The 16,042-nt window shown below is 68.8% G+C and carries 12 protein-coding genes; 9 read left to right on the forward strand and 3 right to left on the reverse strand.

Going from position 1 to position 16,042, the window contains the following annotated elements; genetic code table 11:
• The first annotated feature begins 128 nt into the window (after positions 1–128).
• Positions 129–1,577, forward strand: a complete 1,449-nt coding sequence (locus tag GH660_RS15895) for a PLP-dependent aminotransferase family protein (RefSeq protein ID WP_153147698.1) — start codon at positions 129–131, stop codon at positions 1,575–1,577.
• 84 nt (positions 1,578–1,661) lie between these two features.
• The gene (locus tag GH660_RS15900) at positions 1,662–3,548 is read left to right on the forward strand and encodes a SurA N-terminal domain-containing protein (RefSeq protein WP_153147700.1); all 1,887 of its coding nucleotides are present in this window, start codon (positions 1,662–1,664) and stop codon (positions 3,546–3,548) included.
• Positions 3,549–3,657: 109 nt separating this feature from the next.
• Here the strand turns inward: GH660_RS15900 and fabI are convergent, their stop codons facing one another.
• Both fabI and GH660_RS15910 read right to left on the reverse strand, forming a co-directional pair.
• A complete protein-coding gene (gene fabI / locus GH660_RS15905) occupies positions 3,658–4,455 on the reverse strand; it encodes an enoyl-ACP reductase FabI (protein ID WP_153147701.1) in 798 nt (265 codons plus the stop codon).
• A 43-nt stretch (positions 4,456–4,498) separates the two neighbouring features.
• A complete protein-coding gene (locus GH660_RS15910; RefSeq protein WP_153147703.1) occupies positions 4,499–6,145 on the reverse strand; it encodes an electron transfer flavoprotein-ubiquinone oxidoreductase in 1,647 nt (548 codons plus the stop codon).
• A gap of 89 nt (positions 6,146–6,234) precedes the next feature.
• Here GH660_RS15910 and GH660_RS15915 point away from each other — a divergent pair, with 89 nt between their 5' ends.
• The 3 genes from GH660_RS15915 (at position 6,235) to ada (ending at position 9,205) form a co-directional block, all read left to right on the forward strand.
• Positions 6,235–6,645 carry a thioesterase family protein gene (locus tag GH660_RS15915; RefSeq protein ID WP_153147705.1) on the forward strand — a complete coding sequence of 137 codons (411 nt, stop codon included), beginning with the start codon at positions 6,235–6,237 and terminating at the stop codon, positions 6,643–6,645.
• A gap of 35 nt (positions 6,646–6,680) precedes the next feature.
• Positions 6,681–8,024 carry a dGTP triphosphohydrolase gene (dgt, locus tag GH660_RS15920; protein ID WP_153147707.1) on the forward strand — a complete coding sequence of 448 codons (1,344 nt, stop codon included), beginning with the start codon at positions 6,681–6,683 and terminating at the stop codon, positions 8,022–8,024.
• Between the two features lie 107 nt (positions 8,025–8,131).
• The gene (ada, locus tag GH660_RS15925) at positions 8,132–9,205 is read left to right on the forward strand and encodes a bifunctional DNA-binding transcriptional regulator/O6-methylguanine-DNA methyltransferase Ada (RefSeq protein ID WP_153147708.1); all 1,074 of its coding nucleotides are present in this window, start codon (positions 8,132–8,134) and stop codon (positions 9,203–9,205) included.
• A gap of 7 nt (positions 9,206–9,212) precedes the next feature.
• Here the strand turns inward: ada and GH660_RS15930 are convergent, their stop codons facing one another.
• Positions 9,213–9,893, reverse strand: coding sequence for a 2'-5' RNA ligase family protein (locus GH660_RS15930; RefSeq protein ID WP_153147710.1), 681 nt, complete (start codon positions 9,891–9,893; stop codon positions 9,213–9,215).
• A gap of 125 nt (positions 9,894–10,018) precedes the next feature.
• Between GH660_RS15930 and lexA the strand changes: the two genes are divergently transcribed.
• Genes lexA through GH660_RS15950 form a run of 4 tightly spaced genes read left to right on the forward strand, consistent with a single transcriptional unit; the run spans position 10,019 to position 15,844 of the window.
• Positions 10,019–10,627, forward strand: a complete 609-nt coding sequence (gene lexA / locus GH660_RS15935) for a transcriptional repressor LexA (RefSeq protein ID WP_153147712.1) — start codon at positions 10,019–10,021, stop codon at positions 10,625–10,627.
• Positions 10,624–11,337: a translesion DNA synthesis-associated protein ImuA gene (gene imuA, locus GH660_RS15940; RefSeq protein WP_153147713.1), complete on the forward strand. Its 714-nt coding sequence runs from the start codon at positions 10,624–10,626 to the stop codon at positions 11,335–11,337. The genes lexA and imuA overlap by 4 nt, the downstream gene beginning before the upstream one ends.
• Complete coding sequence (locus GH660_RS15945; protein ID WP_153147715.1) at positions 11,270–12,709, forward strand: DNA polymerase Y family protein; 1,440 nt, start codon at positions 11,270–11,272, stop codon at positions 12,707–12,709. Before imuA ends, GH660_RS15945 begins: the two co-directional genes overlap by 68 nt.
• Positions 12,710–12,724: 15 nt before the next feature.
• A complete protein-coding gene (locus GH660_RS15950) occupies positions 12,725–15,844 on the forward strand; it encodes an error-prone DNA polymerase (RefSeq protein ID WP_153147717.1) in 3,120 nt (1,039 codons plus the stop codon).
• The last annotated feature ends 198 nt before the right edge of the window (positions 15,845–16,042 follow it).

A 16,042-nucleotide genomic window follows, 5' to 3' on the forward strand; every position in this document is an offset into this window, starting at 1 on the left:
TTGTGGGAGAAAGCTTATGCCCCGGCATCTTGGTGATACAGTAGCAATGAAATTAAATTGTGACCAATACAGTTGCGTATGATTTGCGCTGTGCTGGTCGTGGTCATTGCGAACTGTATTGGTGACTCATGGCTGCGGAATTGCTGCGTTACGAAAAACTGGCCGGCGACCTCGAAGGAATGATCGCCGGCGGCATGCTGCGCCACGGCGATCGCCTGCCGTCGGTGCGGCGTCTGGCGCAGGAGCGCCGCCTGTCGGTGTCGACCGTGGTGCAGGCGCTGCGCCAGCTGGAGGACCGCGGGCTGGTCGAGGCGCGGCCGCAGTCCGGCTACTTCGTGCGGCGGGCGCCCGCCGCGCGGGCCGAGCCGGCCCAGCGGTCGACGCCGGATGCGGCGGTCCAGGTCGATGTCACGCAGCGTCTGGTGCGTGTGCTGCAGGCCGGCATGAAGCCGGGTGTGGCGCCGCTGGCGGCGGCCTTGCCGGCTCCCGCGCTGCTGCCGGTGGCGGCGCTGCACCGCCTCTACGCCGGCGTCGCCCGGCGCCATCCGAAGCTGCTCGAAGGCGGCAGCCACATCAACATGGACGAGCCGGCGCTGGTCCGCCAGCTGGTGCGCCGTTCGCTCGCCTGGGGCGGGCCGCTGGCCGGCGACGAGATCGTCATCACCAATTCGTGCACGGAGGCGCTCGGTCTCTGCCTGCGCGCCGTCACGCAACCGGGCGACACGGTGGCTGTCGAGTCGCCGGCCTATTACCTGATGCTGCAGCTGCTCGAAACGCTGGGCCTGAGGGCGCTGGAAATTCCCACCGACCCGCGCACCGGCGTCTCCGTCGAGGCGCTCGACCTAGCGACGCGCGACGGCCGGGTCGCCGCCTGCCTGCTGGTGCCGAATGCCAGCAATCCTCTGGGCAGCGTCATGCCGGACGAGAAAAAGCGCCTGCTGGCGGCGTTGACCGCAGCCAGGGGCGTCGCCGTGATCGAGGACGACATCTACGGCGACCTCCATTTCGGCAGCCAGCGGCCGTGGCCGATCAAGGCCTTCGACACGGCCGGCAACGTGCTGCTCTGTTCGTCGTTTTCCAAGAGCCTGTCGCCGTCGCTGCGCATCGGCTTCGTCGCCGCCGGGCGCTACCGGCCGGCGCTCGCCCTGCAGAAAACGATCACCAGCGGCGGCACCAACCCGGTGACCCAGCACGTGCTCGCCGAGTACCTGGAATCGGGCGCCTACGAGCGCCATCTGCGCAGCCTGCGCCGCGCCTACGAACGCCAGGTGGAGGGCATGCGGGAGGCGGCGACGCGCCATTTCCCGGCGGAAACCTGCATCACCCAGCCGCAGGGCGGCTACGTGCTGTGGGTCGAGCTGCCGGAGGACATCGATACGACGGCGCTGCACGGGCGGGCGGTCGCCCAGGGGCTGGCCTTTGTGCCCGGGGAGCTGTTCTCGGCCAGCGGCATGTATCGCAACTGCCTGCGCCTCAACTGCGGCAACCCGCATACGCCCGAAATCGAGGATGCGGTGCGCCGGCTGGGACAATTGATCGGGCAGAGCGAATCCCGCAACGCGCTTTCGCGTCAATGAAGGGGGGCGAAACTACGGTATCATTGACGCTTTTGGCGAACCCGCGTTCGCCGTTTTGAACGTATCTGAAGGGTTGTTCATCTCATGTTTGATGCAGTTCGCAACAACAAAAAGATCGTCCAGATCTTTCTCGCGCTGATTACGCTGCCGTTCGCCTTCTTCGGCGTCGAATCCTACGTGCGCAGCGTCGGCGCCGGCGACGACGTCGCCCGCATCGGCGACGTCAAGATTACCCAGCAGCAGTTCCAGCAGGCGCTGCGCGAACAGCAGGAGCGCCTGCGCAACCAGATGGGCGGGCAGTTCGATCCCAAGCTGCTGGACAGCCCGGAGGCGCGCACGGCGATCCTCGACGATCTCGTCGACCAGCAGCTGCTGCTGCAGGAAGCCAACAAGCGCAAGCTCTTCGCCAGCGACGAGGCGATTCGCCGCACCATCGCCGCGATCGACGCCTTCAACGTCGACGGCAAATTCTCGCCGGAACGCTACGCCGCGGTCCTGCAGGCGCAGGGGATGACGCCGGCCGGTTTCGAGGCCCGCCTGCGCCAGGACCTGACCCTGCAGCAGCTGGCCACCGCCGTTGGGCAATCCGGATTGATGGCGCGCACGGTCAGCGACCGCATCCTGGCGATGCAGACCGAAAAGCGCGACGTCCAGGAATACCGCATCGGCCTCGACGCCTTCCTCGACAAGGTCAAGCTGGCCGACGGCGCGGCGAAGAAGTTCTACGACGAGAACAGCCGCCAGTTCGAGGTGCCGGAGCAGGCCAGGGCCGAATTCGTCGTCCTCTCGATGGAGGCCATCGGTGCCCAGCTGACGGTCGGTGATGCCGAGATCAAGGCCTGGTACGACGGCCACAAGGACCGCTACCAGCAGCCGGAAGAGCGGCGCGCCAGCCATATCCTGGTCGCCTCGGAAAAGTTCGGCAAGGACAAGGCGCGGGCCCGCGCGGAGGAACTGCTCGCGGAAGTCCGCAAGAATCCGGCATCCTTCGCCGACCTCGCGAAAAAGAATTCCGACGACCCGGGTTCGGCCGCCAAGGGCGGCGACCTCGGTTTCTTCGGCCGCGGCATGATGGTCAAGCCGTTCGAGGAAGCGACCTTCGCACTCAAGGATGGCGAGATTTCCGGCGTCGTCGAATCCGATTTCGGCTTTCACATCATCAAGCTGACCGGCATCCACGCCGCCAAGGAAAAGCCGCTGGCCGACGTCAGGGGCGAGATCGAGGCCGAGCTGAAGAAGGCGGCCGCTTCACGCAAGTTCGCCGAAGCGGCGGAAGCCTTCACCAACATGGTCTACGAGCAGTCCGACAGCCTCAAGCCGGCCGCCGAGAAGTTCGGCCTCGGCGTCAAGCAGTCGGAATGGCTGGGGCGCCAGGCGAACCCGGCGAGCGGACCGCTGGCCAACGAAAAGCTGCTGGCGGCGGTCTTCTCCGAGGACTCGGTCAAGAACCGGCGCAATACCGAAGCCGTCGAGATCGCGCCGAACACGCTGGTCGCGGCGCGCATCGTCGACTACAAGCCGGCGACGCTGCAGCCCTTCGAGGGCGTCCGGAACAGCATCGAAACCCTGCTCAAGCGCCAGGAAGCGCAGGCACTGGCGCGCAAGGACGGCGAGGCGCGCCTGGACGCGCTGAAGAAGGGCGAGGACAAACTGGCCTGGGGGCCGGTCAAGCGGGTTTCCCGCCTTGATCACGGTGCCCTGCCGCCGGTCGCCGTGCCCGCTGTGTTCCGCATGGAGGCTGCCAAACTGCCGGCTTTCGCCGGGGTCGAACTGCCGGGCAGCGGCTACGCGCTGTTCCGCCTGAACAAGCTGGAAACCGGCGAGGCGCTCGACGAGGCGCGCAAGCAGGCCATGCTGCGCCAGCTGGCGACGCTGGAGATGCAGGAAGAGGTGCAGAGCTACCTGGCCGCCCTGCGCGCCCGCTACAAGGTGGAAATCAACAAGGCGGCGCTGGAAGCGAAGGACAAGTAAGCCGCGCGCGGGCTGGCGACGGCCGGACGAGCAGCAAAAAAAACGCCGACCGGTTTTCCGGTCGGCGTTTTGATTTTCGGCTTTTTTTGCCGGTCGACCGCAGCAGCCGTCAGGCAGGCAGCGGCTCCGGGTTGCCGAGCGCCGTGGTGTTCATGCCGCCATCGACGTACATGATTTCGCCGGTGATCCCGCTCGCCAGGTCGGAGAGCAGGAAGGCGGCGGCGTTGCCGACTTCCTCGATGGTCACGTTGCGACGCAGCGGGGCGTGGTGGGCGTTGTAGGCCAGCAGCTTGCCGAAGCTGCCGATGCCGGAAGCGGCCAGGGTCTTGATCGGGCCGGCCGAGATGGCGTTGGCGCGGATGCCCTCGGGGCCGAGGGAAAAGGCCAGGTAGCGGGTGGCCGCCTCGAGGCTGGCCTTGGCCAGGCCCATGGTGTTGTAGTTGGGCATGGTGCGCTCGGCGCCCAGGTAGGAGAGGGCGAGCAGCGAGGCCTTGCGCCCCTGCATCATCGGGCGGGCGCCCTTGGCCAAAGCGGCGTAGCTGTACGACGAGATGTCGTGCGCGATGCGGAAGGCCTCGCGCGAGATGCCGTTCAGGAAATCGCCCTCGATCGCCTCGGTCGGCGCATAGGCGATCGAATGGACGAGGCCGTCGAGGCCGTCCCAGCGCTTGCCGAGTTCGCCGAACAGGCTGTCGATCTGCTCGTCGCTGCTGACGTCGAGCGGGATGATGATGTCGCTGCCGAATTCGGCAGCGAACTTCTTGATCCGTTCTTCGAAGCGCTCGTTCTGGTAGGTGAAAGCGAGCTGCGCGCCTTCGCGGTGGCAGGCCTTGGCGATGCCGTAGGCGATGGAGTGCTTGGACAGCAGCCCGGTGATCAGAATCTTCTTGTCGGCGAGAAAGCCCATTTGATGTTCTCCCTAAGGGGTTTAGCCGCCGAATTATAAAGCATCACATGTTCGGATAGGTCGGCCCTTCGCCCCCTTGCGGCGTCACCCAGTTGATGTTCTGCGTCGGGTCCTTGATGTCGCAGGTCTTGCAGTGCACGCAGTTCTGCGCGTTGATCTGCAGGCGCGGGTTGTTGCCCTGCTCGTCGCGCAGGATCTCGTAGACGCCGGCCGGGCAGAAACGCTGTTCCGGCGCGTCGTATTGCGCCAGATTGACCGCGATCGGCACCGCCGCATCCTTCAATTGCAGGTGGCAGGGCTGGTCTTCCTCGTGGTTGGTGCTGGAGAGGAAGACCGACGACAGGCGGTCGAAGGTCAGCACGCCGTCCGGCTTCGGATAGGCGATCGGTGCGCATTCGGCGGCGAGCTTGAGCTTGGCGTGGTCGGGCGTCCGGTTGTGCAGGGTCCACGGCGCCTTGCCGCCGAAGACGATCTGGTCGATGCCGAACATGATCGAGCCCAGCTTGAGGCCCTTGTTCATCCACGGCTTGAAGTTACGTGACTTGTGAAGTTCCTCGTATAACCAGCTGTTCCTGAAGGATTCCGGATAGGCGGTCAGTTCGTCGCGCTGGCGTTCGCCGGCCAGTGCGTCGAAGCAGGCGTCGGCCGCCAGCATGCCGGACTTGATGGCGCAGTGCGAGCCCTTGATGCGCGCCGCGTTGAGGAAGCCGGCGTCGTCGCCGACCAGAACGCCGCCCGGGAAGACGAGCTTGGGCAGCGACTGGATGCCGCCGGCGGTCAGCGCGCGGGCGCCGTAGGCGATACGCTTGCCGCCTTCCAAAAACTTGCGGATTTCCGGGTGCGTCTTGTAGCGCTGGAATTCCTCGTAGGGCGCCAGGTGCGGGTTGCTGTAGCCGAGGCCGACGACGAAGCCGACGGCGACCTGGTTGTTCTCGAGGTGGTAGACGAAGCCGCCGCCGTAGGTGTCGGAGGCCATCGGCCAGCCGCCGCTATGGACGACGAGGCCGAGCTGGTGGTTTTCCGGCCTGATTTCCCACAGTTCCTTGAGGCCGATGCCGTAGGTCTGCGGGTCGGCGCCGTCGTTCAGGTTGAACTGCGTCATCAGTTGCTTGCCGAGATGGCCGCGGCAGCCTTCGGCGAAGAAGGTGTATTTGCCGAGCAACTCCATGCCGAGCTGGAAGTTGGGGCCTTCCGAACCGTCGTGCAGGCGGCCCATGTCGCCGGTGGCGACGCCCCGGACGGCGCCGTTCTCGTCGAACAGCACCTCGGCGCCGGCGAAGCCCGGGTAGATCTCGACGCCCAGCGCCTCGGCCTGCTCGCCCAGCCAGCGGCAGACGTTGCCGAGCGAAATGACGTAGTTGCCCTCGTTGTGGAAGCACTTCGGCAGCATGCTGTTCGGCACCCTGGTCGCGCCGTTCTCGGAAAGGATGAAGAAGCGGTCTTCGGACACCGGCGCGTTGAGCGGGGCGCCGTCGGCTTGCCAGTTCGGGAGCAGTTCGTTCAGGGCACGCGGGTCCATGACGGCGCCGGACAGGATGTGGGCGCCGATCTCGGCGCCTTTCTCGATCAGGCAGACCGAGATGTCCGACCCGTTTTCCGCCGCCCGCTGCTTCAGGCGAATCGCCGACGCCAGGCCGGCGGGGCCGCCGCCGACGACGACGACGTCGAATTCCATTGCTTCGCGTTCCATGATGTCTCCTCTTGATTTATTTGTGACGCTGTTGACAATACGGTACAGTATGGAGACTTATTCAGCAACCCCCCGAAAAGAGTGGCCTCATGGAGCACAGAAGAAAACTTGTTCATGTTACGCAGATCCCCATCCGCTGGGGCGACATGGATGCCTACGGGCACGTCAACAACACCATCTATTTCCGCTTCATGGAGCAGGCGCGCGTCGAATGGATCGAGGCGCTTGAGGTGCCGGTCCGCCCTGGCGGCGCCGGTCCGGTGATCGTCAACGCCAGTTGTACCTTCCTGATGCCGATGAATTATCCGGGCACCGTCGAGGTGCGCACCTACGTCGGCCATGCCGGCCGCTCCAGCGTGCCGACCCATGTCGAGATGCGCATCGTCGGCGACGACCGCATCTACGCCGAGGGCGCGGCCAAGGTGGTGTGGATGGATACCCAGACCGGAAAATCGGTGCCCTTGCCCGAGCATGTGCGGGCGCTGATCGAAGCGGAGTAAACTCGCAGCCCATCGCGTCGCCAATCCGGAACACCATGGGCCAACGAAAAATCTGGGAAAAGCTGCTCTCCGCCGAACGGCCGGGCGCCGGCAAGGCGCCGGGAACACCCGAGCGGACGGCTTTCCAGCAGGACTACGACCGCATCGTCTTCACCTCCGCCTTCCGGCGCATGAAGGACAAGACGCAGGTCTTCCCGCTCTCCAAGAGCGACTACGTGCGCACCCGCCTGACGCACAGCCTGGAAGCCAGCTGCGTCGGCCGCTCGCTGGGCGCCGTGGTCGGCCGCGAGATCATCGCCCGCCACGGCCTGCGCGACGTCGAGTCGGGCGATTTCGGGGCGATCGTCGCCGCCGCCTGCCTGGCCCACGACATCGGCAACCCGCCCTTCGGCCACGCCGGCGAGGATGCCATCCGCGAGTGGTTCCGCACTTCCGGCCTGCTCGACCGTCATCCGTTCACGCCCGCGCAGCGCGCCGACTTCGAACGCTACGAAGGCAACGCCCAGGGTTTCCGCATCGTCACCCGCCTGCAGAGCCCGGCCAACCCGGGTCTGCAGTTGACCAGCGCGGTGCTCGCCACCTTCACCAAGTATCCGCGCCCGTCGCATCTCGACACGCCGCTCGACGGCAAGAGTGGCAGGAAGTTCGGCTTCTTCCAGCAGGATGCGGAAGCATTCCGGGAGGTGGCGCGGTCGACTGGCCTCGTCGAGCGAATTCCGGGTGCCGCCTGGCGCCGCCATCCGCTCGCCTTCCTGGTCGAGGTCGCCGACGATACCTGCTACCTGATCGTCGATCTGGAGGATGCGGCACGCCTCGGCTTCGTGCCGTACCGGGATGCCGAATGCCTGCTTGCCGACCTCGCCGGCAACGCCGTCAGCGGCGGCCGGCTGGAGCGCCTGCACGACCCGAAGGAGCGCCTCGAATACCTGCGCGCCAAGGCCATCGGCCGTCTGCTCGAAAGCGCGGCGGCGGTCTTCCTGGCCAACGAGGCGGCGATCCTCGCCGGCGAATTCGACGACGAACTGCTCGACTGCTCGCCGGTCGCCGTTCCCCTGCAGGCCATCCTCAAACTGGCCAAGGAAACCATCTACACCGCGCGGCCGGCGCTGGAGATCGAGACCGCCGGCTTCGAGGTCCTCGGCGGCCTGCTGGCGCTGTTCGCCAATGCCGTCGAGGCCGGCGCAGGGCAGGCACGGCTGACGACGCGCGAAAGCATGCTGCTCAAGCTGCTGCCGGCGCAATTCCTCGGCCACGGCGGACGGCCCGACGCCGACCCCTACGTGCGCCTGCTGCAGGTGGCCGACTTCGTCGCCGGGATGACCGATTCCTACGCCGTCGACATGTACCGCAAGCTCAAGGGCATCGACATGCCGCGCTAGTTCGCCGGGCGGCGAATTCGAAAGCAAGATGCGGGGTGTGCCGGCGTCGATCCCGGGCTAGATTGCGCGCATGGCTTCGGAAAAAGGGTGCAGGAATGACGCGGAAAATGACGGCAAGGGCCGCCCGACAGGCGGCGACGACGACGGGCGATCCCCGCTGGGCGGCCGTGGTGGCGTGCGACCCGGCGGCGGACGGCAGCTTTTTCTACTCGGTGGGCACGACCGGCGTCTATTGCCGGCCGTCCTGTGCGGCGCGCACCCCGCGTCCGGAGAATGTCGCCTTCCACGCCACGGCCGCCGACGCGGAACAGGCCGGCTTCCGTCCCTGCCGGCGCTGCCGGCCCGACCTGCCGCCGCTCGCCGAGCGGCAGGCTGCCCTGGTCGCCGGTCTCTGCCGGCTGATCGAGCAGTCCGCGCAGATCCCCAGCTTGGGCGAACTGGCCGCCCATGCCGGGTTGAGCGCCTGCCACCTGCACCGCGTCTTCAAGGTAGTGACCGGCCTGACGCCACGGGCCTATGCCGCCGCCTGGCGCGCCCGCCGGGTTCACGCCGGGCTGGCCGGCCCCGCGCCGGTCACCGCGGCGATCTACGACGCCGGCTACAACGCGGGCAGCCGCTTCTACGCCGAGTCGGACCGCATCCTCGGCATGACGCCGACCCGCTATCGCGCCGGCGGTAGCGGCATGGCCATCCGCTTCGCCGTCGGCCAGTGTTCGCTCGGCGCCATCCTGGTCGCCGCCAGCGAACGGGGCGTCTGCGCCATTCTGCTCGGCGACGATCCCGGGATGCTGGTGCGCGACCTCGAGGACCGCTTTCCGCGCGCCGACCTGCTCGGCGGCGACGCCGGCTTCGAGCAGCTGGTCGCCACCGTGGTCGGTTTCGTCGAAGCGCCGGGGCGCGGGCTGGCGCTGCCGCTGGACGTGCGCGGCACCGCGTTCCAGCAGCGCGTCTGGCAGGCCTTGCGCGAGATTCCGGCCGGCGCCACGGCCAGCTATGCCGAAATCGCCCGCCGCATCGGTGCCCCGCAGGCAGTCCGCGCCGTGGCCGGGGCCTGCGCCGCCAATGCGCTGGCGGTGGCGATTCCCTGTCATCGCGTGGTGCGCAGCGACGGCGGGCTGGCCGGCTACCGCTGGGGCATCGAGCGCAAGCGGGTCCTGCTCGAACGCGAGGCGAAGGGTTGAGAGGGCTCTAGGCAACGCCGAACAGCCGCGCCATCAGCGCCGGGTCGGGCACCGTGGCCCGGCGCGTTACGAGATCGAATTCGCAGAGGCTGAGCAGCGGCCCGCCGATCACGGCGGCCTCGTAAGCCATCAGGGTCAGGCGTGCGACCGGCAGGCGCACGGGCGTTTCCGGATGGCAGTCGGCCAGGGCGCGCAGCAGCGTCGGCAGGTGATAGGCGTCGCGATACAGGCCGCAGGTGACATGCGGCGTGTAGGGATGGCCGTCGCCGGTGTCGCCGGGGCGGGCCAGTGCCCGGCGGCTGGCTTGCAGGGCGCCCGCCGGGTCGCCGACGGCGAGATAGACCGCCGAGGCGAAGCTGGCCGGGCCGCCGATTTCCAGCTCGAAGGGTGGCGGTGCGGCGTCCTGCAGGGCGGCGATCTGGGCATGCAGCGCGGCGGCGGGGAAATCGTCGGCACGGCGCCCGACAGCGGCGGGAAAGCCGCACAAATGCAGGGTGATATGGGGCTGCCGCCGGTAGCTGGCGAGCAGGCGGCCGTCCAGACTCTGGCGCACGGCCGCGCTGGCGGCCTGCAACGCCGGCGTGTCGGCGGCGATCGCCCAGACCGCGTAGTGCGTGCGCTCCCGCCGCCATTCGACGAAATCGCGGTGTTCGCTGGCGATGGTGAATTCGGGGGCGGTGTCAGGCATGCGTCGGATGGGCAGGGCGTGGGCGACGATTGTAATGCGCGGCGCCGGCGCAGGATTGCGCGAAGGCTTGCATTTGTCCGTTTAACTGGATATAAATACAGTCATCAGTTCCGCCGGAGAATGCCATGTCCAAACTTACGCCGCGCCAGCAGGAAATCCTCGATTTCATCAGGAATACCGTCGAAGTCCTCGGTGCGCCGCCGACGCGGGCGGAGATCGCCAGCGCCTTCGGCTTCGCCTCGCCCAATGCCGCCGAGGACCACCTCAAGGCGCTCGCAAAGAAGGGCGCGATCAACCTCGAACCCGGCTCGGCGCGCGGCATCCGGCTGGTCGAGCAGCTCGGCCTGCCGCTGATCGGCAGCGTCGCCGCCGGCTCGCCCATCCTCGCCGTCGAGAACGTGCAGGGCCGCTACGCGCTCGACGCCCACCTGTTCAACCCGCGCGCCGATTACCTGCTCAAGGTGCGCGGTCTGTCGATGATCGACGCCGGCATCTTCGACGGCGACCTGCTGGCGGTGCACAAGACCAACCAGGCGCGCGACGGCCAGATCGTCGTCGCCCGGCTCGACGAGGAGGTCACCGTCAAGCGCCTGCAGCGGCGCGATGGCCACATCGAGCTGATTGCCGAGAATCCGGATTTCGAGCCCATCGTCGTCAATCCGGGCGAGGTCGATTTCGCCATCGAAGGCATCGCCGTCGGCCTGATTCGCGGGGCGATCAACGCCTTGTCATGAACGTCGCGCCGTCGCCGGTCGCGCTGGCGGAGGTGCTGGCCAGGGGCGACGTCTGGCGCGGCGACACGCTGGCCAGCCTGCCGGCGGCCGCCATCCCGAGCGGCCATGCCGAACTCGACGCCGAATTGCCGGGCGGCGGCTGGCCGCGCGGAAATCTGGTCGAATTGCTGGTCGACCGCGGCGGACTCGGCGAAATGAGCCTGCTGCTGCCGGCGCTGGCCCGGTTGTCGCAGGCCGGCGGCTGGCTGGCACTGGTGGCGCCGCCCTGGCAGCCGCATGCGCCGGCCTGGGCGGCGGCGGGCGTGGCGCTCGAACGCCTGGTCGTCGTCGATGCCGGGCGCCAGGCCGCCTGGTGCGTCGAACAGTTGCTGGCCAGCGGTGGTTTCGCCGGCGTCCTGGCCTGGCCGGCGGTCGACCTCGACGCGCGCGCCCTGCGCCGCCTGCAGGTCGCCGCCGAGAGCCGGCCGGTTTTTGCCTGTTTGTGGCGGTCGACCGCAGCCGCCCATAGTCCGTCCCCGGCGCCGCTGCGTATCGCATTGGCCGCCGGCGGAGGCGGCCTTTCGGTAGGGATCCTGAAGCGGCGCGGCCGGCCGGCGGCGCGGCCGCTGTTCCTGTCCATTCCCCGCCCAGGGAGAACGAACCTTGTTGTGGCTGGCCCTGCATTTTCCCCTGCTGCCGCTCGAAGCGCTGCCCTGGCGGCGCTCGCCTAGCGCCGTCGTTGCGCGCGGCCGCATCTGGGTCTGCGACCGGGCCGCCGCCGCGGCCGGCGTGGTCGCCGGGCAGAAATTGTCGACGGCGCTCGGCCTGCAGCCCGGCCTGGCCGTCGGCGAGCGCGATCCGGTGCTCGAATGCAAGGCGCTGGAAAGCCTCGCCTGCTGGGCCGGGCGTTTCACGCCGACGGTCAGTCTGGCGCCGCCGGCCGGCCTGCTGCTCGAAATCGGCGGCTGCCTGCGCCTGTTCGGCGGTGCAGCGGCCATCGTCGATGCCGTCAATGCCGGTTGCGCCGAGCAGGCCTATTCGGTCGCCTGGGCGGCGGCGCCGACGCCGCTCGGCGCGCGCTGGCTGGCGCAGGCCGGGACACGGGCGCTGCATCCGACGCCGGCGGCCATGCAAACGGCGCTCGCCGGCCTGGCGTGCAGCGTGCCCGACTGGCCGCCGGAAGCCGTCGCCCGGCTGGCCGCCTGCGGCCTGCAGCGTCTGGGCGATCTGGCGCAGGTGCCGGCTGCCGGGCTGCGGCGGCGCATCGGCAACGGTCCGGTCGACGACCTGCTGCGCGCCCGGGGCGAGCTGGCCGACCCGCAATTGCCTTTCGTTTTCCCCGAACGCTTCGCCTGCGATCTCGAACTGCCGGCCCGCGTCGAGCATGCCGAAGCCCTGGCCTTCGCCGGCCAGCGCCTGTTCGCGGCGCTGGCCGGCTGGCTGCAGGTCCGCCAGCAGCTGGTGCGCGCCTGCAGCCTGCACCTGACGCACGACGACGGCAGCGCCAGCGTGCTGCCGCTGCGCCTGGCCGAGGCCAGCGCCGACGAGGCGCGGCTCCTGCGCCTGCTGCGCGAGCATCTCGGCCGCCTGCAGCTGGCGGCGCCGGTGGCCGCCCTGCGCCTGGTCGCCGACGACACCTGCGCGCGCCCCGGCGCCAGCATTGCCCTCTTCGCGCAGCCGTCAGCCGGGGAGGGGGCGGCGGCCTGCCTCGAACGGTTGCGCGCGCGCCTCGGCGAAGATGCCGTTCGCACCCTGGCCTGGCAGCCCGACCACCGGCCGGAATGTGCCACGCGCATGGCCGAGCCGGCTGCGGATTCGGCCGCTTTTCCGCCGTCGACCGCAAGCGACGCCGGCAGTCGCCCGTTCTGGCTGCTCGATACGCCCCAGCCGCTCGCCGAGCGGGCCGGCGGGCCGCACTGGCACGGCCCGCTGCAACTGCTCACCCGCGGCGAACGTCTGGAAAGCGGCTGGTGGGATGGCGGCGAGGCAGGTGCTGCCGGCGACGTGCGGCGCGACTATTTCGTCGCCCGCAATCCGCAGGGGCAGTGGGCGTGGATCTTCCGCGACGCGCAGGGCTGGTTCCTGCACGGCCTCTTCGCCTGACCCCGGAGCGCCGCCATGTCGCTGCCGGACTATGCCGAGCTGCATTGCCTCTCCAACTTCAGCTTCCTGCGCGGCGCCTCGCATCCCGAGGAGCTGGTCGAACAGGCGGCGGCGCAGGGCTACGCGGCGCTGGCGCTGACCGACGAATGCTCGCTGGCCGGCGTTGTCCGCGCGCACCGGGCGGCGCTTGCGGTCGACGGCGAAAAAGGGGCAGAAACGCCGCCGCGGCTGATCGTCGGCAGCGAAATGACGACGGCCGACGGCCTGAAGCTGGTCTTCCTGGCGCAGAACCGCGACGGCTACGGCAACCTCTCGGCGCTCGTCACGCTTGCCCGGCGGCGGGCGGAGAAGGGCGCTTACACCTTGCAGCGCCACGACCTGAACGCCGTTTCGCCCTCGGGCGCCGTGCCCGACTGCCTGGTGCTCTGGGTGCCGGGGAGCCGGCCCGACGCCGACGACGGTCGTTGGCTGGCCGGGCAGTTTCCCGACCGCTGCTGGATCGCCGTCGAACTGCACGCCGGCCCCGACGATGCGGCCCGGCTCGCCGAACTGCAGGCGCTCGGCGCGGCCTGCGGCTTGCCGCTGGTGGCGGCCGGCGACGTGCACATGCACGTCCGGGCGCGCCGCCCGCTGCAGGACGTGCTGACCGCGCTGCGCCTGAAGACCAGCGTGTTCGAGGCCGGCCATGCCCTGTTCCCGAACGGCGAGCGCCACCTGCGCAGCCGCCTGCGCCTGGCGCGCCTCTACCCGCCCGAACTGCTCGCCGAAACGCTGGCGATCGCCGGACGCTGCCGCTTCTCGCTCGCCGAACTGCGCTACGAATACCCCGAGGAAATCGTGCCGCCCGGCCATACCCCGGCCTCCTGGCTGCGCCACGAAACCGAGATCGGCCTGTGCCGCCGCTACCCGCAGGGCGAGCCGGCCGCGGTGCGCGGCCGCGTCGAGCACGAACTGGCGCTGATCGCCGAACTGCGCTACGAGGCTTATTTCCTCACCGTGTACGACATCGTCCGCTTCGCCCGCAGCCAGAAAATTCTCTGCCAGGGACGCGGCTCGGCGGCCAATTCGGTGGTCTGCTTCGCGCTCGGCATCACCGAGGTCGATCCGGCGCATTCCGAGATGCTCTTCGAGCGCTTCGTCTCGAAGGAACGCGGCGAGCCGCCGGATATCGACGTCGATTTCGAGCACGAGCGGCGTGACGAGGTCATCGCCTACATCTACGGCAAATACGGCCGCGAGCGGGCGGCGCTGGCGGCGGCGCTGATCACTTACCGGACCAAGGGCGCGCTGCGCGACGCCGGCCGCGCGCTCGGCTTCGACCGCGCCCGGATCGACGCGCTGACCGCCTCGCTCGCCTGGTGGGATAAAAGGGAGCAATTACCGGAACGCTTCGCCGAGCTCGGCCTCGACCCGGCCTCGCCGCGCGTCGAGAAATGGCTGTGGGTCGCCGACCAGCTGCGCGGATTTCCACGCCACCTGACGCAGCACGTCGGCGGCTTCGTCATGTCGCGCGGCCCGCTGGCCCGGCTGGTGCCGGTCGAGAACACGGCGATGCCCGAGCGCACGGTCATCCAGTGGGACAAGGACGACCTCGACGCGGTCGGCCTGATGAAGGTCGACATCCTGGCCCTCGGCATGCTGTCGGCGATCCGCCGCATGCTCGACATCGTCGGCGAACGTTGCGGTCGACGTCCGGAAATGCACGAAATTCCCGCCGGCGACGCCGCCACCTACGAAATGCTGTGCCACGCCGACAGCATGGGCGTCTTCCAGGTCGAGTCGCGCGCGCAGATGGCGATGCTGCCGCGCCTCAAGCCGCGCAATTACTACGACCTGGTGATCGAGGTCTCGCTGGTGCGCCCCGGCCCGATCCAGGGCGACATGGTGCATCCCTATCTCAAGCGGCGGCAGGGGAAGGAAAAAATCGAAAAGATTTCGCCGGCCGTGGACCAGGTGCTCGCCCGCACCTGCGGCGTGCCCATCTTCCAGGAGCAGGTCATGCAGCTGGCCATCGTCGCCGCCGGCTTTACCCCCGGCGAGGCCGACCAGCTGCGCCGGGCGATGGCTGCCTGGCGCAAGAAGGGCACCCTGCAGCGCTACCAGGACAAGCTGCGCACCGGCATGCAGGCCAACGGGATACCCGCCGAATTCGCCGAGCGCATCGTGCTGCAGATCCAGGGCTTCGGCGAATACGGCTTCCCGGAATCGCACGCCGCCAGCTTCGCGCTGCTCGTCTATGCCTCGGCCTGGCTCAAGCGCCACCATCCCGCCGCCTTCCTCTGCGGCCTGCTCAACAGCCAGCCGATGGGCTTCTATTCGCCGTCGATGCTCGTCCAGGACGCCCGCCGCCACGGCGTCACCGTATTGCCGCCGGATGTCGCGGCCAGCGATCGGGACAGCCGTGTCGACCCGGATGGCGCCGTCCGCCTCGGCCTGCGCGAAATCCGCGGGCTATCGGCGGAGGCCGCCGAACGCATCGCTGCGGTCGACCGCCAAAAAAGGCCGTTTTCCAGCGTCGCCGATCTCGCCGCGCGCGCCGCGCTGAGCCGGCGCGACCTCGACCTGCTCGCCGCGGCCGACGCGCTGCACAGTCTGGCCGGACACCGCCGCCGGGCGGCCTGGGCGGCCAGCGCCGAAAAGATCGCCGCCCCGGTGCAGGGCGACCTCTTCGCCGGCCAGCCGCCGCGTGAAGCGGCGCCCGAGTTGCCGGCGCCAGGCGAAGGCGAAAACCTCGTCGCCGACTACCGCAGCCTCGGCCTCACCCTGCGCCGCCACCCCCTGACCCTCCTGCGCAGTCACCTCGCTGCCCGCCGCTTCGTGTGCGCCGCCGACCTCGCCGTCGCCGGCGACCGCGCCCTGATCCGCGCCGCTGGCATCGTCGTCGGCCGCCAGCGCCCCGGCACCGCCACCGGCATCGTCTTCGTCACGCTGGAGGACGAAAGCGGCCTGACCAACGTCGTCGTCCAGCCCTGGCTGGTCGAAAAACAGCGCCGCGCACTGCTCGCCTCGACGCTGCTCGGCGTCTATGGGCAATTGCAGGTGGAAGGGGAGGTGGTGCATCTGGTCGCCAAGCGGCTGGTTGACCTTTCTGCCTGGTTGGGGCGGCTGGAGACGAGCAGCCGGGATTTCCACTGAACTTCAGGCACCACGGCCGTTGTTGTGCCAGTTGTCAGTGCGGTTGGGGCATGTGCTTTCAATGACTCAGATCGACCCACAGCAGACGTATCCGTCTTCGAATTCAGCGCCTGATAGCTGACATTCGCCGATCGTGGAAATCACGGTAACTACTGACTGCTTGCTGCAAACTCGACCTTTAAAGTGGTCGTCATGTGT

This window comes from Dechloromonas sp. H13 (assembly GCF_009469615.1).
Classification (GTDB): domain Bacteria; phylum Pseudomonadota; class Gammaproteobacteria; order Burkholderiales; family Rhodocyclaceae; genus Azonexus.